This window comes from Prodigiosinella aquatilis (assembly GCA_030388725.1).
Lineage (GTDB): Bacteria > Pseudomonadota > Gammaproteobacteria > Enterobacterales > Enterobacteriaceae > Prodigiosinella > Prodigiosinella aquatilis.
In genome coordinates this window covers 2,520,213-2,544,498 of sequence record CP128857.1, presented here as the reverse complement: position 1 = coordinate 2,544,498, position 24,286 = coordinate 2,520,213, and the positions used below count along the sequence as shown (strand labels likewise).

Annotated in this window: 10 protein-coding genes and 1 pseudogene; 9 read left to right on the top strand and 2 right to left on the bottom strand. The window is 52.1% G+C overall.

The window, feature by feature from the left end:
* Window positions 1–120: 120 nt before the first annotated feature.
* Window positions 121–1,614, bottom strand: a complete 1,494-nt coding sequence (locus PCO85_11830; protein ID WJV51959.1) for a PLP-dependent aminotransferase family protein — start codon at window positions 1,612–1,614, stop codon at window positions 121–123.
* A gap of 127 nt (window positions 1,615–1,741) precedes the next feature.
* Here PCO85_11830 and PCO85_11825 point away from each other — a divergent pair, with 127 nt between their 5' ends.
* The 6 genes from PCO85_11825 (at window position 1,742) to PCO85_11800 (ending at window position 9,439) form a co-directional block, all read left to right on the top strand.
* Window positions 1,742–3,007: a 4-aminobutyrate--2-oxoglutarate transaminase gene (locus PCO85_11825; protein ID WJV51958.1), complete on the top strand. Its 1,266-nt coding sequence runs from the start codon at window positions 1,742–1,744 to the stop codon at window positions 3,005–3,007.
* A gap of 10 nt (window positions 3,008–3,017) precedes the next feature.
* Window positions 3,018–4,478 (top strand): NAD-dependent succinate-semialdehyde dehydrogenase, encoded by a 1,461-nt coding sequence (locus PCO85_11820; protein ID WJV51957.1) that lies wholly within the window; start codon window positions 3,018–3,020, stop codon window positions 4,476–4,478.
* A 292-nt stretch (window positions 4,479–4,770) separates the two neighbouring features.
* On the top strand, window positions 4,771–5,799 hold the full coding sequence (locus PCO85_11815; GenBank protein WJV51956.1) for an extracellular solute-binding protein: 1,029 nt from the start codon (window positions 4,771–4,773) through the stop codon (window positions 5,797–5,799).
* A gap of 37 nt (window positions 5,800–5,836) precedes the next feature.
* Window positions 5,837–7,108 (top strand): ABC transporter permease, encoded by a 1,272-nt coding sequence (locus tag PCO85_11810; protein ID WJV51955.1) that lies wholly within the window; start codon window positions 5,837–5,839, stop codon window positions 7,106–7,108.
* Window positions 7,109–7,123: 15 nt separating this feature from the next.
* Complete coding sequence (locus PCO85_11805) at window positions 7,124–7,942, top strand: ABC transporter permease (GenBank protein WJV51954.1); 819 nt, start codon at window positions 7,124–7,126, stop codon at window positions 7,940–7,942.
* Between the two features lie 417 nt (window positions 7,943–8,359).
* Entirely contained in the window at window positions 8,360–9,439 is a 1,080-nt protein-coding gene (locus PCO85_11800; GenBank protein ID WJV51953.1) for a TQO small subunit DoxD, read from the top strand.
* A 102-nt stretch (window positions 9,440–9,541) separates the two neighbouring features.
* Here the strand turns inward: PCO85_11800 and sbmA are convergent, their stop codons facing one another.
* Window positions 9,542–10,798: a peptide antibiotic transporter SbmA gene (gene sbmA / locus PCO85_11795; GenBank protein WJV51952.1), complete on the bottom strand. Its 1,257-nt coding sequence runs from the start codon at window positions 10,796–10,798 to the stop codon at window positions 9,542–9,544.
* Between the two features lie 155 nt (window positions 10,799–10,953).
* Between sbmA and PCO85_11790 the strand changes: the two are divergent.
* The 3 genes and pseudogenes from PCO85_11790 (at window position 10,954) to PCO85_11780 (ending at window position 24,283) form a co-directional block, all read left to right on the top strand.
* Window positions 10,954–11,076: pseudogene (locus PCO85_11790) on the top strand (type III secretion protein HrpN).
* A gap of 269 nt (window positions 11,077–11,345) precedes the next feature.
* Window positions 11,346–13,022 carry a ShlB/FhaC/HecB family hemolysin secretion/activation protein gene (locus PCO85_11785; GenBank protein WJV51951.1) on the top strand — a complete coding sequence of 559 codons (1,677 nt, stop codon included), beginning with the start codon at window positions 11,346–11,348 and terminating at the stop codon, window positions 13,020–13,022.
* Between the two features lie 35 nt (window positions 13,023–13,057).
* On the top strand, window positions 13,058–24,283 hold the full coding sequence (locus tag PCO85_11780; GenBank protein WJV51950.1) for a hemagglutinin repeat-containing protein: 11,226 nt from the start codon (window positions 13,058–13,060) through the stop codon (window positions 24,281–24,283).
* Window positions 24,284–24,286: the final 3 nt, after the last annotated feature.

Here is a 24,286-nt window from a genome sequence, read left to right as displayed (position 1 = left end):
AAACTGGGCATATTGACCATATTTTCTCACTGTCCGCGTGATCAGACTTATAACCTATGCCTCAAAATAGTGATCTATTGTTAATTAAAGGCACTAAAAATGTGCACTTTTTTCTTGCGATTATCCAACATCAGGTAACGTTTTCAGCTCATTCAGACTGGTGACAATCACGCCGAATGCTTGCACCATTTCATCTTCATCCACACTGGCGTAACCCAGTAATAGACCTCGTTGATGAGTGGGGTGCAGGTAGTAGCTGGAGAGCGGTTTTACCATCACACCGCGTTGAAGAATGCGAGCGCTGAGTACCACATCATCCACTGTATCGGGCAGCCGCATAATCAGGTGCAACCCGGCGTTACTGTTGTACCCCAGATAGTCTTCACCCAGATGCTGTACGATCAATTCGCTTAGTAGGGTGCGACGGCGGGCATACAGTAGACGCATACGGCGGATATGTGCGGCGTAATGTCCTTCACTGATAAACTGGCTCAGTGTTAACTGAGTCAGTAAATGTCCACCACGGTACAGCTCGGCATGGGCAATTTTCAGTTCCTGGGTCAGATGAGGGGGCAGCACCATATAACTCACTCGCAAACCGGGATACAGCGTTTTGCTGAAAGTACCGATGTAAATCACCGGTGGACGGTTTTTTAACCCTTGTAACGCTGGAATTGGGCTGCCGGAGAAACGGAACTCACTGTCATAGTCATCTTCAATCACCCAGCTTCCGTGCTCTTGGGCCAGCGCCAACAACCGTTGACGACGCGCCAGGCTCATTACTGACCCCAGAGGGTACTGATGGGATGGTGTGACGCAAATCAGGCGTGGCACCCATTGAGGGGAAACCTTATCCGGCGGCACCATACCTTGCTCGTCCACTTCTATCGGGGCGACCCGTAGGCCATTGATAGTCAGTACGTTACGCATCCCCCAATAGCATGGGTCTTCAAGCCAGGCCAGATCGCCAGGATTGCACAGCATTTTTGCCAGCAAATCCATTGCCTGGTGCGTCCCTTCAGTAATCAGAATCTGATTTGGCGTGCATTCTACTGAGCGTGCGATCCGCAGGTAGTCCACCAGCGAGCGCTGTAGTTCCGGGCATCCGCCGATTGGTGAATAGGAAAGCTGTTCCGGCTTGAGTCGACGAGCGAGACGAGTTTGCAGCCGTCGCCACAGATCATGTGGAAAGCTGGTGATGTCAGGAATGCCCGGCATAAAAGCACCCCATTGTTTTGCCGATGCTCCGGCATAACCCAGCAAATGCAGGCCCCGGCGGGAAAACTCTTGTACCACTGGACTGGGTGCGGGTTCAGTATCGTCACGCAAGTTCGGCATTGCCGTATCCGGCAGTTGTTCTGTTACATAAGTACCGCTACCAGTACGGGTTTCTATGTACCCTTCGGCGAGCAACTGTTCATAGGCGGCGATCACCGTGTTGCGTGACAACGAAAGCTGCTGCGCCAGATCCCGCGAAGAGGGCAAGCGCCGCCCAGCTGTAATGGCACCTTCCAGAATGGCCAGCCGGATAGTATCGTAAAGACGTTTGTTTAATGTGCCTTCCTGTTGGCTTTCCAGCCCCTGCAATAGCAAGTCAGTAAGTAGTGAGCGCAAAGTGGACCCCTCAAATATTAAAAACTGGCTCTGGATTATAGGGCCATAGCGCGCATAAATAGCAACACTAAGACATAAAATTGTCAGCCATAACCTATTGGGTGTGTTCATCGAATCGGAGCAGAAAATGAATAATAGCGAATTAAATCAACGCCGTTTGGCCGCCACGCCGCGTGGTGTAGGGGTAATGTGTGATTTCTTTGCTGCCAAGGCGGAGAATGCCACACTGTGGGATGTGGAAGGCCATGAATATATTGATTTTTCTGCTGGGATCGCGGTGCTGAACACCGGCCATCGCCATCCGAAAATTCTGGCGACGGTACGTGAACAGCTGGAGTGTTTTACTCATACGGCCTATCAGGTTGTGCCTTATGGTAGCTATATCACGCTGGCCGAACGTATCAATGCGATAGCGCCTATCCACGGGCCGGCAAAAACCACTTTCTTCACAACTGGTGCGGAAGCTGTTGAAAATGCAGTTAAAATTGCTCGTGCTTATACTAAACGCCCAGGTGTGATTGCCTTTAACGCTGCCTTCCATGGCCGTACATTGCTGACCATGACATTGACTGGCAAAGTGGCACCTTATTCCACCGGTTTTGGCCCATTCCCAGGGTCCATTTTCCACGCGGTATATCCTAGCGAGCATAATGGCGTCACGGTAGAACAGTCGCTGGAAAATATCGATCGTTTGCTGCATACCGATATTGCTGCTGATCAGGTGGCGGCTATTCTGCTGGAACCGGTACAGGGTGAGGGCGGTTTCAATGTGGCGCCACCGGAATTCATCAGCGCACTGCGTAAACTGTGTGATGAACACGGCATGCTGTTGATTGCTGATGAAGTACAAAGCGGTTTTGCCCGTACTGGCAAAGTGTTTGCGATGGAGTATTACGAAGAAAAAGCGGATCTGATCACCATGGCGAAAAGTCTGGGGGGCGGTTTCCCGATTTCTGGCGTGGTTGGTCGCGCTGAAGTGATGGATGCCCCAGGACCGGGCGGACTGGGTGGCACCTATGCCGGTAACCCTCTGGCGGTGGCGTCAGCTCTGGCGGTACTGGATGTGATTGAAGACGAAAAACTGTGCCAGCGTGCGCAGCAACTGGGAGCCACACTGGTAGAGACGCTGAGAAGTCTGAAAGCGAAGTGCCCGGCGATCGTCGATATTCGTGCCCGTGGCTCAATGGTGGCGGTAGAATTCAATGATCCGCAAACGGGTAAACCTAGTGCGGAGATTACCAAGACATTCCAAAAAGAGGCGTTGAATCAGGGGCTACTGCTGCTGACATGTGGTGTGCATGGCAACGTGATCCGTTTCCTGTACCCGCTGACCATTCCTGATGCTCAGTTCAGTAAAGCATTGGACATCCTGACCCGCGTCCTGACTCAGTAAAAGGATAGCTATGCAACTGAAACAAAAGATTTTATTCCGCCAGCAGTGCCTGATTGGCGGTGAGTGGCTGGATAGTCAGAGCGGTGAAGATCTGGTCGTGAACAATCCGGCGACGGGTGAAACGTTGGGAACCGTACCGCTGGTGACTGCCGATCAAACCCGTCAGGCGATTGACGCGGCGGAGCAGGCGCTGACTACGTGGCGTTTGCGTACTGGAAAAGAACGTGCGGCGCTATTACAGGCATGGGCACGGCTGATTCGTGAAAATCAGGATGATTTAGCCGCATTACTTACTGCTGAACAGGGAAAACCGCTGCCTGAAGCGTTGGGGGAAATCGGTTATGCCACGTCGTTTATCGACTGGTTTGCCGAAGAAGCCAAACGAGTTGAAGGCAGTGTGTTGCAGTCACCGCAGGCTACCCAACGTCTGTTGGTAATTAAACAGGCGATCGGGGTGTGTGCGGCGATTACGCCGTGGAACTTCCCGGCCGCAATGATTACCCGCAAGGTCGCGCCGGCACTGGCGGCAGGCTGTACCATGATTGTTAAACCGGCAGAGCAGACACCGTTTACAGCGCTGGCGTTAGCGGAATTGGCACAACAGGCTGGCATTCCTGCCGGAGTATTGCAGGTGGTGACCGGTGACGCGCCTTCGGTAGGGAAAATCTTGTGCGATAGCCCGGTGGTTCGCAAGTTGAGTTTCACCGGCTCAACCGAGGTCGGGCGTATTCTGATGGCGCAAAGCGCACCAACAGTGAAAAAATTATCACTGGAACTGGGCGGCAATGCACCGTTTATCGTGTTCGACGATGCGGATCTGGAACTGGCGGTGAAAGGTATTTTGGCGTCCAAGTTCCGTAACAGCGGTCAAACGTGTGTTTGTGCCAACCGGATTTATGTCCAGCGCGGTATTTATCCGGCACTGGCGGCACGGCTGGTAGAGGAAGTGAAAAAGCTTAAGGTGGGAGAAGGTACTCAGCCCGGTGTTACACAAGGCCCGTTGATTGATGACGATGCGGTCAGCAAGGTGCAGCAACACATTGATGACGCACTGTCTCAAGGGGCAACCTTGTTGGTGGGAGGCGAACCTCATGCGCTGGGCGGGACGTTCTTCTCTCCAACGGTGATTGGCGATGTAACGCGCACTATGCGTTTTGCCCGCGAAGAAACCTTTGGGCCGGTCGCGCCACTGTTTCCGTTCAGTGAAGAGGCTGAAGTTGTCGCCATGGCCAATGATACGGAGTTCGGTCTGGCCGCCTATGTTTATACCCGGGATGCCATTCGTCAATGGCGAGTACCCGAAGCGCTTGATTACGGCATGGTGGGTATCAACACTGGCCTGATTTCGAACGAAGTGGCTCCATTTGGCGGTGTGAAACAGTCAGGTTTGGGCCGTGAAGGTTCACGGTTCGGTATTGAGGATTATCTGGAGATGAAATATCTCTGTGTAGACCTCACTCCTTCAGTTTGACGCAAGGAAAGACAGGGACGTCTTACTTTGCCGTTGTTCTATTATGGTGCATCTGTCTTTCCCAGAAGCACCATAACAAAGCAGTAAACTCTCAATAACAATAGTTCTGAAAACAGGGCGCTTTGCCTATCTTCTGGCGTCACTCTTTCCGGCCCCATCGCGTTAACCTCACCGACATTTATCCGATATTGGCACGAAATATGCTTTATATGATGGTACATGATGCATCGGAAACGATTTTACGATGTTGCCGTTTTGGCATTGCGTTGACTAACTCTCAAGGAGCCAGACTATGTTAAAAAAATTTGCCGTATCTGCACTTTTCATTGCCATGGCCGCTCAGGCACATGCGGAAACGTTAACCGTCATCTCTTTTGGCGGCACTAACAAAGATGCGCAGGAAAACGCGTTCTACAAACCTTTTATGGCCGCGAATAAAGACACTATTGAAGCCGGGGAATACAACGGTGAAATGGCACGTATTCGTGCCATGGTGGAAACCAAGCAGGTTGGCTGGGATGTGGTAGAAGTCGAAGGGCCGGAGCTGATGCGCGGTTGCAACGAAGGACTGTTCGAACCACTGGATTGGAAAAAACTGGGCGACTCGTCTCAGTTCGTCAATGGCGCGGTTACTGAATGTGGCGCTGGCATCTTTGTGTGGTCAACGGTACTGACTTACAACGCGAACAAACTGAAACAGGCGCCTAAAAGCTGGGCTGATTTCTGGGATGTGAAAAAATTCCCCGGCAAACGTGCACTGCGTAAAAGCGCCAAATTCACACTGGAAATTGCGTTGTTGGCAGATGGCGTGAAACGCGAGGATCTGTACAAGGTATTAGCAACGCCAGCAGGTGTTGACCGTGCCTTTAAAAAGCTTGATCAGATTAAATCCAATATCCAGTGGTGGGAATCTGGTGCACAGCCACTGCAATGGCTGGTTTCCGGTGATGTGGTGATGGCTTCCGCCTATAACGGCCGTGTTGCCGTGGCGCAGAAAGAAAAACCCGGTATTCATATCGTATGGAAGGACGGCATCTACGATCTGGATAGCTGGGCTATTGTGAAGGGGTCTAAACATAAAGCGCTGGCGGAGAAATTTATCGCTTTCGCTAATCAGCCAGAAAATCAGAAAGTATTCGCTGAAAATATTGCCTATGGTCCAACCAATATGAAGGCGACCAGCCTGCTACCGCCTGCCGTTGTTGCCGATCTACCTACGGCTCCGGAAAACCTGTCGCAAGAGTTGCAAGTTAACAACGAGTTCTGGGTTGATCACGGTGAGGAACTGGAACAACGCTTTAATGCCTGGGCTGCTCGTTAAGAACGAACCGGTCTAACATAACAAGGAGATATAGCTTATGCCCCAGAACGATACGTTGGCTGTTGAGCCGCTATCAGGCAATAAAAAAGCAACAACCAGTTTGAAACAGCAATTACGTGTGGCACAAGCCCGCTATAAAAGACGGTCGCTGCTGCTGATTGCGCCATTGTTCTTGTTTATCCTGGTGAGCTTTCTTTTCCCTATTACCTCGATTCTGGGCAAAAGCGTGTCAAACCCTGATCTCCGCGTCAGTATGCCTTCCACCATTGCCGCAATGCGGCAATGGTCAGGCAAGAGCGTGCCGGACGAGTCGGTGTTCAAGGCCCTGGTGACGGATTTACGCAACGCGCGCAGCTCCGGGCAGGTGTCTACCATCACCAAACGGTTGGGATATGAAGACTCGATGTACCGCACGTTGATTAGCCGGACGCTGCGTAAGCTACCGCAGGACGATACGCCTGATATACGTGGTCAACTAATTGCCAACCAGCCTCTGTGGGGTGATGTGACCACCTGGAAGACCATTGCCCGGGCATCAAGACCGTTCACCAGCTATTACCTACTGGCGGTGTTTGACCATAAAGTCGATCCGCAAACGCAGAAAATCGTGTCGCAACCCGCCGATCAGGCGCTTTATGTAACTGTCTTGTTTCGCACTTTGCTGATGGCTGGCGTAGTAACATTGTTGTGTGTCGGCCTGGGTTACCCGCTGGCTTACTGGTTGGCGAAACAACCTACTAACCGGGCTAATCTGTTGATGATTTTGGTTCTGTTGCCGTTTTGGACCTCATTGATTGTTCGGACGGCTAGCTGGATTGTGTTACTGCAATCTGGCGGTCTGATTAACCATGCGCTGCTTGGGCTTGGCATTATTGAGCATCCCCTGGTGTTGGTCTTCAACCGGGTGGGGGTGTATATCTCCATGACCCACATTTTGATGCCATTTTTCGTGTTACCGCTGTATGCCGTAATGAAAGGTATTTCTCCCAACTATGTGCGGGCGGCAATTTCACTGGGGGCGCATCCATTTATCGCTTTCTGGCGCGTATACATACCTCAGACCTATGCGGGTGTTACGGCGGGGGCGCTGCTGGTATTCATGATGGCGATTGGTTACTACATCACGCCAGCATTGCTGGGGGGGCCAGGTGATCAAATGCTGAGCTATTTCGTGGCGTTTTTCACCAATACCACCATGAACTGGGGAATGGCGGCGGCATTGGGCACACAGTTGCTGGTTATTGTCACGTTGTTGTATGTGGTTTATATGCGTGTTACCCGTACCAATGTAGAAGCGGCTGCGCATTAACAAGAGGATAGGGAAATGAGACAACAGGGTGCGCTGGTTATCCGTTTGTGGAATACCTTTTTTAACTTCTATGGCGCTGCGATGTTGCTGTTTTTGGTAGTGCCGGTACTGGTGATTGTTCCACTATCATTTAATGCCGGTTCATTCCTCAGCTACCCGCTGGCGGGATTTTCCTTACGCTGGTATCACGAATTTTTCAATTCCAGTGAGTGGTTGAATGCGCTGGGAAACAGCCTGCTGATTGCCCCATTGGCGACATTGCTGGCAACTGCACTGGGTGTTCTGGCTGCGGTAGGGCTGGTACGTGGTGAGTTTCGTGGTAAATCGTTGGTGATGGCAGTGTTGATATCACCGATGATTGCACCTGTGGTCATCGTGGCGGTCGGGATGTTTTTCTTCTTCGCCAAGCTGTCTTTGCTTAACAGTTATGTTGGGTTGGTGCTGGCTCATGCGGTGCTGGGTGTGCCTTTTGTGGTGATAACCGTGATGGCGGTGTTGAAGAATTACGATCAAAATCTGACGCGGGCGGCTGTCAGTCTTGGCGCATCGCCATTGACTGCGTTTCGTAAGGTGACATTTCCTCTGATTGCTCCAGGGGTGTTCTCCGGTGCACTGTTTGCATTTGCCACTTCATTTGATGAAGTTGTTGTCACGCTGTTTTTAGCCAGTCCACGTCAGCGAACGCTACCGTTGCAAATGTTCGCTGGTATCCGTGAGAATCTGGATCCCACTATTGCCGCCGCCGCTTCGCTGATGGTGGCGGCAGCACTGATTCTGTTGGTGGTGATGGAGCTTCTGCGCCGCCGGACGGAGCGGTTGCGTGCGGGCCACTGAAAATTGAAAACCGTGTCATGGGGGAAACGCCATGACACGTGGTTATCGTCAGAAAATAGAAATAGCGATACAAACTGCTGCATCAGTAGCCGTTACATACTTAGCAAACACATTTTGTTACTTATAAATAAAAATAATCAAATAATTTGTTAATAATACATCTCTGCATATAATATGTTACTTGATCAGTATGTTAATGGCGTGTTTCATGATTTCTGTCAAAATAAAGTGGTATGGTTAAGTGTTTTATATTAACTACGATTTAACCATATCCGTCATACTTCAAGTTGCAGGTGCGTTGGCTTTCCTCGCCCACTCCAGCCGCCTGTTTGAGTCAGCGCTGAGGGTTCGCTGTGTTGCTGTCTTTCTGCAACTTGCAGTTATTTAGGATTAAACCTTTCAATCAGCAGGTATTCAATGAATAAAATTAACACGATGGAGCCGGTTACAGACCAGTCGCTTTCACTTTCGCCTTTGTTCTGGCAACTTGTGGGAGTAATGGCGCTCGCCATTCGTTTGGTTTCCGGCTGGACTTACTGGGGCGGCGCGAGTCGCAGATTGATTTATGACCTGGCCAAGTTGGATCCAACATCACCCGCCTATCTTGCCAACAAGCTGGTACATGCTGCACCGGGTATGGCATTTGATTTGTCTGGTGTGATGTATTGGTTGCTGGCCCATCCAATGCTGCTGCACATTGCAATAGTCTTTTTCACGCTGGTTGAACTGGTGGTGGGCGTGGGATTGATCGTCGGCTTTGCCACTAGGTTTATGTCTTTTATCGGGTTAGGTCTGTCGGTGACCTTAATGATCATTTTTGGTTGGATGGGGACCACCTGCCTGGATGAGTGGACCATGGCGGCCTGTGGGTTTGCCATGTCGGCCGTCGTTTTGGTCACTGGCGGTGGTAAATACGCGGTGGATCAACTGTTGTTGCCGATGATTGAGAGAAGCGGCGCTCGTTGGCTGGTATGGTTAACCAGTGGACCGTTACCGCTAACAACCAGACAAGTGATGAAATTTGCCTCGACAATGGCAGTCATCTCTATCGTGTTTGCCGCAGGATTTTACGGTTACAATTATGGAGCGCTTATCACTCCGCTTGGTCACCGTGTGGATAATGCGCACCCAACAGTTACATTATCCAATGCCACCCTGATGGATCATCATCTGCAGGTCGCTACTTACATAAAGACGGGCCCAGATACGCAAGGGGCCTATGTGACAAAGGTTTCGTTAATCCAACAGGGACAAACGCTGATAAGCTACCAGGCCGCAGATTTGAAAGACCCAGCCAAAGTGACATTGAAAAATCAATTTGCGCCATGGTCAACCTGTAAAGCAATGGCTTATGCAGTACGTTGCCAGCTAGGTTCCAAAGCCAATTGGGCGATTACACTGCCAGCAGATTTAACCATGGATGATCATAAACCACTCACGGTTGAATTTACCGATGTGGAAGGGAAAAACTACACTGCACTGGTTGAGCTTCACTAATGAGCCTGTATCGAGTGGCGTTGTAGTAGATATGAGGCTATGCGAAGGTCATTGATACGTGGAAACCGCGTCATGGGCAAACCCCATGACGCGGGGTTATTGTCAGGATGTCCCGATGTTGTCAGCAACCTGATGTGATGGCGTATCTTTAGGATTCTGAACGAAATCATCGCTATCTGTAATTGTTGCCTCAAAACTGCGCAGACGCTTATAGATTGATAGCAGTTCGACAATGGTGGTCCAGGAGTTGATCAGATACTGGAATGAACTGCGCACTTGATCAAACACATTGGTAATCTGTGTCATCAGCCCGAGCGTCAGGCTTCCGGCAACGATGGATGGCAGCAGGACTACCAGACCAAATATATTATCGGTTTGCAGATACAATACCCGCGCAATATTGAAATAGGTGTAGTGAAAATAGAGACGAAAATAGTTTTTACGTACATGAGTAAATAATTCCCGCACAGTAACCGGGGCTGCCCGTTCCTCATTATCCTCTCCATACACCAGTTCTTTGCGGTAGGCGGCCTCTACTCGTTGATTATTGAACTCCAGCCCTGGCAGTTTGATCCCGATTATCGCCAGTAACCCGGTTCCCATCAGCGACCAGATAATGGCGGCAATCAGTAGTGCATAGGGAATATGGCCGACGATAGGTAACTCGGTTACATGGGATGACAATGAAATCAATATGGGTAAAAACGCAATCAATGTCATGATTGACTGAACCAGATTGACACCCAACCCCTCCACCGTCGAGGCGAAGCGCATACTGTCTTCCTGAATACGCTGTGCTGCGCCCTCAATGTGGCGCAGACGTGGCCAATGAGAGATGTAGTAGTCATTCATTGCCATACGCCAGCGAAAGACATAATGGCTGACGAAAAACATATTCATAACACCCACTGTCACGGCGATTAATGCAATGCCGAGAAATATTCCCAATTCATGATAAAAACTGCCAATAGCTACTGCATGAGGTGTCGACAAGGCTTTCTGAATCAAATTATAAAAAGGGACGTACCAGGCGTTTATCGCGACGCCAACTTCAACAGAGAAGTAGGTGGCAAAGATGATCAGCGCGGAACCGAGGATCGACCAACGCTGCCAGCGGTGGGGCGAAAAAACAAACCAGCCGGTGGCAAAAATGCCGACGCTGAGCAGATAGTAGCCATAAAACCATAAAAAAGTCGGTGACCAAAAGCGTGTTGCGCTGTTGGGTAATGGTTGCGTGATATGCAACAGGCTATTGCCTAATGGTTTTCCCCATGTATACCAGAGTACAACAGACAGCAATGTCCAAAATAAAGCGGAAGAAAAAAACAGTTTTGGATGCGGAAAAAAAGATTTAAACATAACGCGTTTTGCCTGTTAGAAATATTTGTTTCATTAATGTGTTTTCATTACCAGATATCTGATTCACATGCAGGTTTTTTATTGCAACGATATTTGACGGTGCCATCATTTCTTTACAGACCGTGGATAATAAATAAGCAATAAGCAAGCATCAGGCGAGTGATACTGGTAATTCAAACTTGAATCTGCGCGGCGCTGGCGGTGCTTCACTGGGGATTGATGCGGCTATGGTAGGTGACAAAATAACCAATATGGCGTTGAACAAACTGGCGGCCTGATTGTCAGGTCGGGCTGCATCATTACAATCGATAATAGCTTCACTGTGAATGTAAAGAGACGGAATAGCTGCCGTCTCTTTATTCCGACATTATGATTCCTAAACTTGGTGTTTATTAGTAATAAAAAACTGATAATTTTATTTATATTGATTTTTTGTATCGAGATAACCCCAAAAAATCACATATCACTTATATGTAAAGTTATGTATTGTAATTGAAAGGGATTATCATTATCCTATTAAGAAATTTTAAGCACATGGAAGTTGTCAATGTGTAGCAGAATGAAGCTACTGGGTGTATTGCCTTTCTTTATTTTCATCTTCTACTCCTCCACTTTATTTTCTGCGGAATTAAATCCGGCAGATCGTAATGAAATACAGCAACGGCAGTCTGATGTCATTGAGCAGTCGAAACAACAGCGCGACGCTCTGCAACAATTAAATGACATTGTGCAACCACCTCTAAAAACCGATAATTTACCGGCTGGGCCTTGCTTTATTCTGCACGATATCGCTTTTCATCACAGTACCTTATTGACCGAGAAAGATAAGCTTCGGCTGAAAAAAAATTATATCAATCGTTGCATTAATGTTAATGAAATAAATAAGCTAATTCATGATGTTAGCAACTGGTATATCGAACGTGGATTTATTACCAGCCGGGCTTTTATCGGTGAGCAGAACCTGTCCAGCGGAATATTGCAGATTGAAATCCTGGAAGGGAAACTGGAAAAAATAACCATTAACCATCAGCAGGAGCGTCAATCTGCATGGGCATTTCCCACACGAAAAGATGACATACTCAATCTGCGGGATATTGAACAGGGCATGGAACAAATTAACCGCATGCCCACTCAACAAGTCACCATTGAAATATTACCGGGTAGCCGTCCAGGCTATTCTGTCGTTAATCTCACCCGTCAACCACATATTCCGTTCAGCGCCAATGTTAATATTGATAATAGCGGGCAGAAAAGTACCGGAGAATGGCAGCTGAATGGCGGAATAGGGCTGGATAATATTTTCGGTATCGCCGATCAGTGGTTGTTGTATGGCGGGCATAGCAGTGAATTTTCCACCAGCCATAATGCGGAAAACTATCAGGCGAGCGTTTCCCTGCCTTACGGGTATTGGAACCTGAATTATACCTACGCCTGGAGCCGCTACCGCAATGCATTTCTCAATCAGGGGTTCCAGTGGCGGCCCACCGGGGATAGTAAAACGCACCGTCTCTCCGTGTCACGGGTGGTATTCCGCAATGGGAATATGAAAACCGCTATTTCAGTTACCGCAACACACCGTATTGGTGACAACTACCTGAATGAGGTTTTGTTGCCTTCCAGCAGCCGCAAACTGAGTAGCGCTATCCTCGGTATCAGTCACAGCCAGAAGCTCTGGGGCGGGCTGGCAACCTTCAATCCCTCCTATAGCCGCGGAACCACCTGGTTTGGCGCGGAGGATGATCACGATAAATCCACTGATGCACCCAAGGCACAATTTAATAAGTGGGCGGCCTCGGCCAGTTACTACCATCCCATTACTGACAACATCAGTTATTTAACCACTGTCTATGGGCAATACTCCGCCCGAATTTTATATGGCAGTGAACAAGTGACCTTGGGCGGAGAAGCATCGGTCCGTGGCTTCAAAGAGCAATATCTTTCCGGTAATCGCGGCGGGTATTGGCGCAATGAAGTGAACTGGCGACCATTGCAACTACCGGTGTTGGGGACGTTGACTTTCACGGCGGCGCTGGATGGCGGCCGCCTCTATAACCATAAACAAGATATTGGCACCGCAGGCACCTTGTGGGGTGCGGCGGTGGGTATCAGTACCGCCAACCGTTATATGACACAACAGGTGACGCTCGGTTGGCCGTTGTCCTACCCTGCGGCACTGAAACCGGATATGGCGGTGGTGTACTACCGGATTGGCATATCACTTTAATGCGTTCAGACAGAGATAACTATCGGAGTTCAGGGATGAAACCTGTCAAGACCACACAGCGCTTGTTGAGCTATGTGCTGATTTATCTGGTTGCCATGCAGCCACTGCTGCCAGCAATGGCTGCAGCAGTGAGCGTCGCCTCGGGCAATACTTCACTGGATAACGCTGGCAATGGTGTGCCGATTGTCAATATCGCCACGCCCAACGCCGCTGGCATATCGCATAACCAATATAACGATTTCAATGTCGGCAAATCGGGCCTGATTCTTAATAACGGTACGGCACGGTTGAACTCCACCCAACTGGGTGGATTGATTCAGAACAACCCCAATCTGAATGGCAAAGCGGCTGACGCCATCATCAACGAAGTGGTCTCTTCAAACCGCAGCACACTGGCTGGTTATCTGGAAGTAGCTGGCAAGCAAGCCAATGTGATGGTCGCCAATCCGTATGGCATTACCTGTAATGGCTGTGGATTTATCAATATCCCGCAGGTCACGCTGACCACCGGTAAACCGCAATTTGATGCCAACGGGCAGTTACAGGCACTGGATGTGCGTGACGGCAATATCACTATTACCGGCCAGGGGGTGGATGCCAGCGACAGTGACTATTTCAGCTTGATCGCCCGTACCGCCACACTACAAGCCGGACTGAATGCCAAAGATATCCGCGTGGTCCTGGGGGCGAACCGGGTCGGCAGTGATGGCAGCGTCACACCACAGACGCCGGGCAGTGCCGCGCCCACACTGGCGCTGGATACCAGCGTGCTGGGTGGAATGTATGCCAACCGCATCCGTCTGGTGTCAACGGAAAACGGCGTCGGGGTGAATACCGGTAATCTTGGTGCGCGCAGCGGCGACATTACGCTGGCAGCCAGCGGTGAACTGACGGTAGGGAATGTGGTTGCTCAGGGCAATATTCAATTGCAGGGCGGAAAACTGGCCGTACAAGGCAAACAACAGGCGGGCGGGCAGCTCGATTTACAGGGACAGCACGGCATCCGCCTGCAAGACAGCACGCTGCGATCAGCGCAGGACATTACTTTATCGTCCAACGGACAGATTCAGTCGACAGGCAGCACGATAAGCGCAGGAGTAAACCGTCAGGGAACAATCCAGGCAGGGAATCAACTGACGATAAAAGGTGACAATGTCATAATAAACCACAGCCAGCTGGTGGCAGACCAGGTGGCGTTGACGGCAACCGGGCATCTGCAACAGGATGCGGCCGGGGTTATTCGTGCTGGGAAAACACTCCGTCTTGGCAGCGCCAGCGCCGAACTGAATGGTGAAGGTGGCGGTGAAACACTTCGGCTGGAGAGCGGTGTGTTAACAGGTAGCGGTCGTTGGCAGGCAAGCGACGACCTGTCGCTGAGCGGCGTGACCCAGGGTGACTGGTCAGGCAGCCTGCTGGCGGGCAATGTGCTGGATATCCGTGCGGGTGATCTGACCAACAGCGGCACGCTATCGGGTGGGCAAGTCAGTCTGCACGCCGGACGTTGGAGTAATAGCGGAACGATCAGCGGACGCCAACTGGCGCTGACGGCGGATTCACTGATAAATCAGGGTACGCTGGGCGCAGAGAAAGGTGTCGATCTGCTGGTGAACGGTGACTTCGATAATCAGGGAACATTGCTGGCTGGTGATACGCTGCAACTGACGGCGGCGTCGCTGGATAATCACAGCGTGATCAATGCTAACCAATTGAGTCTTCATGCCAACAGCCTGATCAATGCCGGTACATTAGAGGCTCAGGGGGATGCCGATCTCACCATTGATGCCCTGTTTAGCCAGACGGCGGATGGCATGTTGCTGAGTGGCAATATGCTGACGCTGCAAAGCGGCGATCTAAAGACCGCAGGGCATCTTCAGGCGCAACAGTTGACGCTTGACACACAGCGTTGGCTGAATACCGCCGGTGTCAATCTGGGCGGTGACGGAAGGGTCACGCTGGCCGAACTGAATAACAGGGGCAACCTGTTGGCAGGCCATGCGCTGGACATCCGTGCGGGTGATCTGATCAACAGCGGCACACTATCGGGTGGACAAGTCAGTCTGCACGCTGGACGGTGGAATAACAGCGGAACGATCAGCGGTCGGCAACTGGCGATGACGGCGGATTCACTGATAAATCAGGGTTCGTTGGGCGCAGAGAAAGGTGTCGACCTGCTGGTGAACGGTGACCTGGATAATCAGGGAACATTGCTGGCTGGTGATACGCTGCAACTGACGGCGTCGTCGCTGGATAATCACGGCGTGATCAATGCTAACCAGCTGAATATCCATGCCAACAGCCTGATCAACGCCGGGACGCTACAGGCTCAGGGGGATGCCGACCTCACCACTGACACCCTGTTCAGCCAAACGGTGGATGGCATGTTGCTAAGTGGCAGCATGCTGACCCTGCAAAGCGGCAGTATGGCAACCGGAGGTCGGTTGCAGGCGGGGCAGTTACAACTGGATACTGGCCGTTGGCTGAACACAGCAGACATCAGTTTGAGAGATAATGGACGTGTAACGCTGGCCGAATTGGATAATCAAGGCAGCATGTTGACGGAAGGCGGTTGGCAACTGACCGGTGAGCGGCTGAGCAATCAAGGCCGTTTGCAAGGTGGCACACTGCGGCTGGATGCTACCGATATCCTGAACAGCGGGCACATGCAGGCAGAACAGGATTTGGCATTGAATGCCCGCCACTCCGTTACCAACGATGGTGACGGGTTGAGCGGTGCGACACTGACCCTGACCGCTCCCTCGCTGGATAACGGCGGTACGTTGCAGGCCCGGCAACTGGTGCTCAGTGGTCAGCACCTGGTTAACCGGGGACAGTTGACCGGCATCGACCAGCTAAACATGACGCTCAGTGGCGCGCTGGACAATCAAGGAATGCTGGGCAGTAACGCACTGACGTTATCGGCGGATCGTCTCGCCAACGCAGGGACGATGACCGGCATCGACCAGCTAAACATGACGCTCAGCGGTGCGCTGGACAATCAGGGGATGCTGGGCAGTAACGCACTGATGTTATCGGCGGACCATCTCACCAACGGAGGGACGATAACCGGCATCGATCGGTTGAACCTCAGTTTGAACGACGATCTGACGAACGATGGCAATATCAACAGTAACCAATTGACAGTGACTAGCGGATCGCTCAGCAACAGTGGCACCCTGTTGGGCGTGAATGGCGCTGACGTGCGTCTGACCGGTAATCTCGATAATCAGGGAATGATTGGCAGCTCGGCGGCTCTGGCGGTGCAGGCGGCGGCAGTGACGCAAAGCGGGCGGATGGAGGGACAAACGCTCGACGTTCGGGCCGACTCTCTGGATAACAGCGGTACGCTATTGGGCTTGGATGCGCTGACGCTGGCGATACGCGATAGCGCCCGCAACACCGGAAAGTGGCTGAGTCAGGGCGATAGTCGCCTGCGTACGACGCAACTGGATAACCGTGGGCAGTGGCAAGCCGATACCATGACGGCGAATGCGAACACCGTCACTAATGCCGGGCAGATACTGGGGATTAAGGCACTGACGCTGACGGCAACAGACAGCCTCAGTAACCAGACGGCGGGCAAACTGCTGACGCAAGGCGCGGCGGTACTAACGGCCAATCGCCTGAGCAACGATGGCGAATGGCAAGCCGGTAATCTGACGTTGCAGGCCGAGCAGTTCACCAACACCGGACGGGTACAGAGCAATGGCGCATTTGACGTGACACTGTCACCAAATACTGCACCGGAACCGGTAACATCGCGTCTGTCAGGTACATCGCTGTTGGCACAACACCGTTTGAGCAGTGCGGCCCCGACTGGCCTGTTCAGCAACAGCGGTACAGTAGCGGTAGGCGGTGACAGCCAGTTCCGGGTCAGTCAATTAGATAATCAGGGTACGCTGGCGGGTAGCGGCGACATGAACGTTCGCGCTGACCAACTGGATAATAGCGGAAACTGGCTGACGCAGGGCAGTTTGTCACTGGACGGTAACTATCAGGGGGGTTTACTACAGGCGGGTGACACACTGTCATTACATGGTGACCAACTCAGTAACAGCGGGCGTTGGGATAGCGCTGCGTTGGTGTTGAACGGGGGTGCCTTCGACAATCAGGGAGTTGTACAGGCGGAAAGCGGCGGCACGCTGAATCTGACCGGGGCATTGACCACTGGGGCGGACAGTCATCTGCTGAGCAATGGTCTGCTAACGGTACAAGCGGGGACGTTCAGCCAGGCGGGAGAAACTGGCGCGGGCCAGTTGCAGGTTACCACCGGTTCATTGGATAACCGTGGGCGGTTGGTGGGGCTGACCGACCTGGACCTGAACAGTTCTGGCTCGCTAACCAACTACCGCGGTGGCGAGATACTGGGTAACGGCGCCAGCGCGCTCAGTGCCGTCACGCTTGGCAATCAGGGAACGATCAATGCTGCGGATGTCAGGTTACGAGGCACGGACATCACTAATCAGGGGAATATACAGGGGAGCACGGCGCTACAACTGCGGGCCGATAATAGCCTGATTAACCAGACCAACGGACAGATCTTATCTGGCGGCAATACCGGGCTGAACGCTAGCCAGGTAGACAACGGTGGCTGGCTGCAAGGGAAAGATCTGACGTTGAATGCCCAACAGTTGACCAACGCCGGTACTCTGAAAGTACAAAATGCACTGACGCTCACCGTGCCAGAGTGGGTGAACAGCGGCACGCTGCAAGTGGGACAGGCGGACATCACCGCCGACACCATCGACAATCGGGGCGCATTGCTGGGGCTGACGCGGCTGGCGTTACAGGCGAATCGCATCACCAATGTCGCCGGGGCGAAACTCTACAGCGCCGGGGATATGTCGCTGAAAACCGGAACGCTGGAACAGAGTGGTCAACTGGTGGCGCTGGGTAATCTGCAAGCCGACATATTGAACCCGATGAGATTCGCCAGCACGCTGGCGGCTGGTGGGCAACTGACGCTGAACGTTACCGGGGATCTGGTACAAGCCGGGACGTTGCAAGGCAACGGTGTGACGGTAACCAGCAGTGGAAATCTGACCAACCAGGGGAACATTGTGGCCGGCAGCGGTAATTCCACGCTGAGCGCTGCCGATATCACCCAGACGGCGAGTGGCAGCATACAAACCGGGAATAGTTTATCACTGCTGAGCCGTGGAGGGATCAGCAATCAGGGCTTTATTGGTGCTGCGGGGGATTTATTACTGCGTGCCGGTGGGGTGGTTAATAATACCAGTTTGGTCTACGCCGGAAATAATCTGCGGCTGTTCTCGGATTCGTTAATTAATCGCTTCGGCAATATTTTGGCGGGCAATAATCTGTGGTTGCAGCGGGATGAAAACGGTACGGCTAACAGCAGTATTTTAAACAGCTCCGGCACTATCGAAACCCAGCACGGCGATATCAACATTAATACCGGGAATCTAACCAACCAGCGGGAAGGGCTGGTGGTGACAGAGAGTAATAGCAGCACAGCAGATATGCCATCCTGGGCCGGGGGGACGACAGCAAGTATTCCCATAAGTTGGTTTAAAGATGGGGAGCTTGGGATTGCAGAGTATGATACAAGCCGGAAAACCGGACATGATGATGATATATATCACTTCTACTTTTTCAAAGTGCCTTACGCTAAGGCTTATGATCAAAAAATAGAAATCTCAAGTAAATTTATTTCTATTAATGCTCAAGATACCGCGGCGAAGATAAGCTCTGCTTCTAATCTTTTTGTAAATGCAAAATCAATATTAAATAATGCATCATCTATATTTTCAAAGAATAATATTTCAATGAGTGGTGATGTATTAAATAACAAATCTTATCAGTCTGGATATTTAAAAGAGTATCTTCTTTATAAGTATAATGGAGTAGTAGATCCTGAGAATAATCGGTACAGAAGATATTTTCTTCCAGATAGTGATCAATCTGATTATAAATTTGTTAATGTTAAAGATAATAGTAAGGATGGTATGTCCTATGATTATATTAAATATCATAGTGGTAGTGGAAAAAATGACGGTTGGGTTTCTAAATTTAATTTAATAAATAAATATATAGACTATGAACTAATTGGCGACCCCATCACCGAATTCACACCCGGCCAAAACTATAACGCCACGATTCAGGCCGGTGGATCTATCACCGCCAGTTTCACCAGTAATATCAGTAATACCAGTTTACAGCCGGGCAGTGGCAGTTTTATTCCCGCTGCCGCAATCCCCACGCTAGCGCGTGTCTCTTCGCTGGGCGGATTGACTCAACCGGGTGACCGCAGCCTGAGTACCGGCAACAGCGACCTGTCCTTATCTCACAGCAGCACGCCGACACTCGAATTACAGCCGGGCGTACAGGCAGCGGCGATTAGCGTTGATCCGGCCCATCCCTTCAGCAATCTCTCTGCGTCGGATCTGATAACGTCGATCAATCAGGGTTTACAACAACTGAACCAGCAGACGCTAACGGACTACCCGTTGCCATCCGGCAATAACGGGCTGTTTGTCGTAGACCCGAACAGCGACAGTCACTATTTGATCCACAGTAATCCGAAGCTGGATCAACTGGGTCAGGTAGACAACCGTCTGTTCAGTGAATTACAGGGTATGCTGAATCAGACTCCGGCCACGCAGGCGAAGGTGGAAACCCGTTCCCAACTGACGCAGGCGAATCAGTTCCTTGGTTCCAGCTATCTGCTGGGCAAACTGAATCTGGATGCGGATCATGACTATCGTTTCCTTGGTGATGCCACTTTTGACACCCGTTATATCAGCAATGCGCTACTTGATCAGACCGGTCAACGCTATCTGAATGGCCTGGGGTCTGATCTGGCGCAGATGCAGTATTTGTTGGATAACGCCGCACAGGCGCAAAAAAGTCTCAACCTGCAACTGGGGGTCAGCCTCACCCCTGATCAGGTGGCAGGGCTGAGTCACAGCATCGTCTGGTGGGAGAACATTACCGTCAACGGCCAGACAGTCTTGGCGCCGAAGCTCTATCTGGCGCAGGCTGACCAAAGCAACCTGCAAGGCAGTAGCATTGTCGCCAACAGCGTCAGCCTCAGCGCGGGCGGTGCGGTCACCAATAGCGGCAGTACGGTGAAAGCGGTTGAGGCGCTGGCCATTGCCAGCGGCGATAAAATTGAGAATAGCGAAGGTGGACTGCTGAAATCGAATGGCAGCCTTAATCTGGTATCGCTGGGCAATCTGACGAACAGCAGTGCCACCATTCAGGGGAATAATGTCACGCTGGCCAGCATCAATGGCGACATTATTAACACCACTACGGTAAATCAGTGGCAGACAGCGGCGAAAGACGGTCAGGGTAGCGGTTCGCTGACACGCACCGATCTGGGTAAAACCGGCAGTATTGTGGCGGATAATGCCCTGACATTACAGGCTGGGCATGATATCCAACTGAATGCCGGACAACTAAGCGCCGGCCAGAGCATGGCCCTTAGCGCTGCCAATGACATTACGTTGAATGCGGCACACACGCTGAAGGATACGGTCGACACTCGCGGCGGCGGCACTAGCCAGAATCGTACCCAGGGGTTGGTGACCAGCCAACTGACCAGCGGAGGCGATCTCAGCCTGAGCGCCGGGCGTGACCTGACCACCGAGGCCGCCGGACTGAATGCGACGGGCGATATGGCGCTATCTGCCGGGCGGGATCTGAACCTGCTGTCGGCCACGCAGGAACAATACAGCGGTCACTGGTGGGATCGTCACGCTGACTGGCGTCAGACAGTCAGTCAGCAGGGTACGACACTGGACGCCGGTCGCGGATTGAGTCTGAGTGCGGGCAATGACATCAACCTACAGGCTGCTCAGGCGGAGACAAACGGCGCACTGACGGCAAAGGCCGGCAACGATATCAACCTGCTGTCGGCGACTGAAAGTCAGCATGATTTCTTTGAAGAAACCAAAGTTAAAAAGGGACTGTTCTCAAGGAGTGTAACTCATAATTTACAGGACACGCTGCAAACCACCGAGAAAGGGACACTGCTCTCGAGCAACAGTGTGGCATTGACATCCGGACATGATATTAATGTGCAGGGCTCATCAGTGGCGGCCGAAGACGATGTGGCGTTGACGGCGAAAAACAACGTCAACACCGCTGCCAGTGTGGAGAACTACCAGAACTACGAAGAACACAGCAAGAAGACCAGTGGGTTGTTCAGTGGCGGGGGTATCGGCTTTACTATCGGCTCCACGTCGGTCAGCCAAAAGCTGAGAGATAAGGCGGCGACCGAGAGCCAGAGCGTCAGCACGCTGGGCAGTACCGGTGGATCGGTGCGTATTAATGCCGGCCAGGATGTCAAATTGGCGGGAACGGATGTTATTGCGGCCCGTGATGTCCAGTTGACGGGCAACAGTGTTACTGTCGATCCGGGTTACGATAAACGCCAGCAGGAACAAAAATCCGAGCAAAAAACCGCCGGATTGACGGTGGCGCTCTCCGGCGTAGTGGGATCGGCGCTCAACAGCGCGGTGCAAAGCATTCAAGCTGTGCGTAAAGCGAGCGATGGTCGGTTGGCCGCGTTACAGGGCATGAAAGCCGTTTTGTCCGGTTATCAGGCGTACCAGGGAACGCAGCAGGCCACCAACAATAAAGGGGCATCGTCATTTGTTGGCATCAGTGTATCGGCAGGCGCACAGCATTCCAGCAGCAGTCAACACAGTGAACAGACACAAAGCTTTGCCTCTACACTGAGTGCCGGTAATGACATCAGCATTACAGCGCGCAGTGGTGATATCACGGCGGTTGGCAGTCAGTTGAAGGCAGTCAACAATGTCGAACTGAACGCGGCACAGGCCATCAACTTGCTGTCGGCGCGTAACAGTGAGGAACTCAGTGGTAAGAACAGTAGCAGCGGCGGCAACATCGGCGTTAGTTTCGGGTTGAGTAATGGTGGTGCCGGACTCAGTGTTTTTGCCAATGTTAATGCAGCCAAAGGTCGGGAACTGGGCAGCGGTAACAGCTGGTCAGAAACCACGGTGGATGCGGGGCAGCGCGTCGGCCTGACCAGCGGTGGAGACACCAACCTGATTGGTGCACAAGTCAGTGGTGAGCAGGTCAGCGCCAATGTCGGCGGCGACCTGTTAGTGCGAAGTCAGCAGGACAGTAATCAATACGACTCGAAGCAGACTAATGTCGCGGCAGGCGGTAGCTTTACCATCGGCTCAATGACCGGTAGTGGTTACCTGAGTGTGAGCCAGGACAAGATGCACAGCAATTTTGATAGCGTGCAGCAACAGAGCGGGTTATTTGCGGGCAGTGGCGGCTATGACATTTATGTCGGCAACCACACGCAGTTAGACGGGGCGGTGATTGGCTCGACGGGCAGTGCAGACAAAAACCGGCTGGATACTGGTACGCTGGGCTGGAGTGATATCGGCAATAAAGCCGAGTTCTCGGTATCACATACGGGTATCGGACTCAGTGCCAGCCCGTCGCTGAGTGGTACAGATATGCTGAAATCGGCGGCGTTGACGGCACCGTCGGCGCTGATGGCGATGGGCAGTGGCGGCAACGCCAGCAGCAGCACCTATTCAGCGGTCAGCGACGGTACGCTGACAGTCCGTAATCAGGCGCAGCAGACGCAGGATGTGACGACACTCAGCCACGACGTCGAGCATGCCAACAACGCGCTGAGCCCAATATTTGACAAGGAGAAGGAACAAAAACGGCTGCAAACGGCGCAACTGATAGGGGAAATTGGCGGGCAGGCCATCGATATCGTTCGTACGCAGGGCGCCATCAAGGCGGAGAAAGCGGCGGAAGCGAGCGGCGAGTCGAAAGTCAACCGCCCGGCGGATGATGCGCCGGAAAAAGAGTGGGAAAAGTACAAAAAGGCGCTGACGGAGACCCCGGCCTATAAGGCGGCGATGAAGGATTATGGCACGGGAGGGGATTTCCAGCGGGCGGCTCAGGCAGCAACGGCGGCGCTGACGGCGCTGGCGGGCGGCGATATCCAGAAAGCGTTAGCGGGGGCGTCGGCACCGTATCTGGCGCAGCTGGTGAAAGAGGCCACGATGCCGCAGGACGGCAGCAAAGCGACGGCATCGGATATTGCGGCGAACGCGATGGGCCACGCCGTGGTGGGTGCGGTGGTAGCCGAGCTGTCCGGGCAGAATGTAGCCGCTGGTGCAGTGGGTGCGGCTGGTGGAGAGCTGGCGGCGCGAAGCATCATGGGGTATCTGTATCCGGGCAAGGAAACGAAAGACCTGACGGAAGAGGAGAAACAGTCGGTAAGCGCGCTGGCGACAGTAGCCTCAGGACTGGCATCTGGCCTGGCGGCGGGAGATACTACCGGCGCGGCCAGCGGTGCCCAGGCGGGTCGTAATGCGGTTGAGAATAACTATCTCAGCAGCACGGACAAGAGCCGCCAGACGTATCTTAACCACAAAGAGAACCTGACCGAGCAGGAAAAACAGGAGCGTGATGCGCTGAATCGTAAGGATGCGCAAACCAGTAAGGAACTGGTCACTGCCTGTATGGATGGCAGTGCTTCAGCCTGTAGTGCCGCCCGTCAGGATGCGCTGGAAAAACAGGCAACCTATCAAAATCTGGGCTATCAGAATCCGAAGGAAACGCAGGACGGTTATCAGCAGATACAGCAGTTACTGGTGAGTACCGGCGAGGAAGCGAAACAGACGCGGGAACTGTTCAACGGTATGGTTGCGGCATATATGCGCACCGGTATGAGTGAGGAGGCGGCGAAATCGGCGGTGGGCTACCAGATGGGGGCGATGTATATCGCCGGTGGTCTGGCTGGAGTCGGCGCGGGTAAAGCGGCGGATGAAGGATTAACGCCGGGATTGAAGCCTTCAGCATCATCAGAAAAACCGGGAGCAGGCAGTACTCAGACAGAAGGTAAACCATCGGGCGGCGCGGAGAACGCGGCAACCTATCCGAAGCTCAAAGAGGATTTGGTGCAGCAAAATCTGGACAATATTGCGAAGCAAGATCCGAGATTAGAAATTGCTATTAAAGGTGATGGATCGGGTAAAAAAGATTTTTCAATGGGTGAAGGATCACGAACTGAAGCTGATAGGTTAAGCCAAATTTGGTTGGGTGATGGGGCAAAACAAACTAGCGGCGGTGGTTGGGTAAGTGCAGATGGTACTCGTGGGTATCGACCTCCTTCCTCAAAAGACTCGCCTTTTGCCACAACAGGAACACAAGCAAACTTTGAAACTTACGAAATCAACGCATCAGGTAAGCCAGTAAAAATTGGTAATGGTCATTTGAATATTTTGGATTAGAAA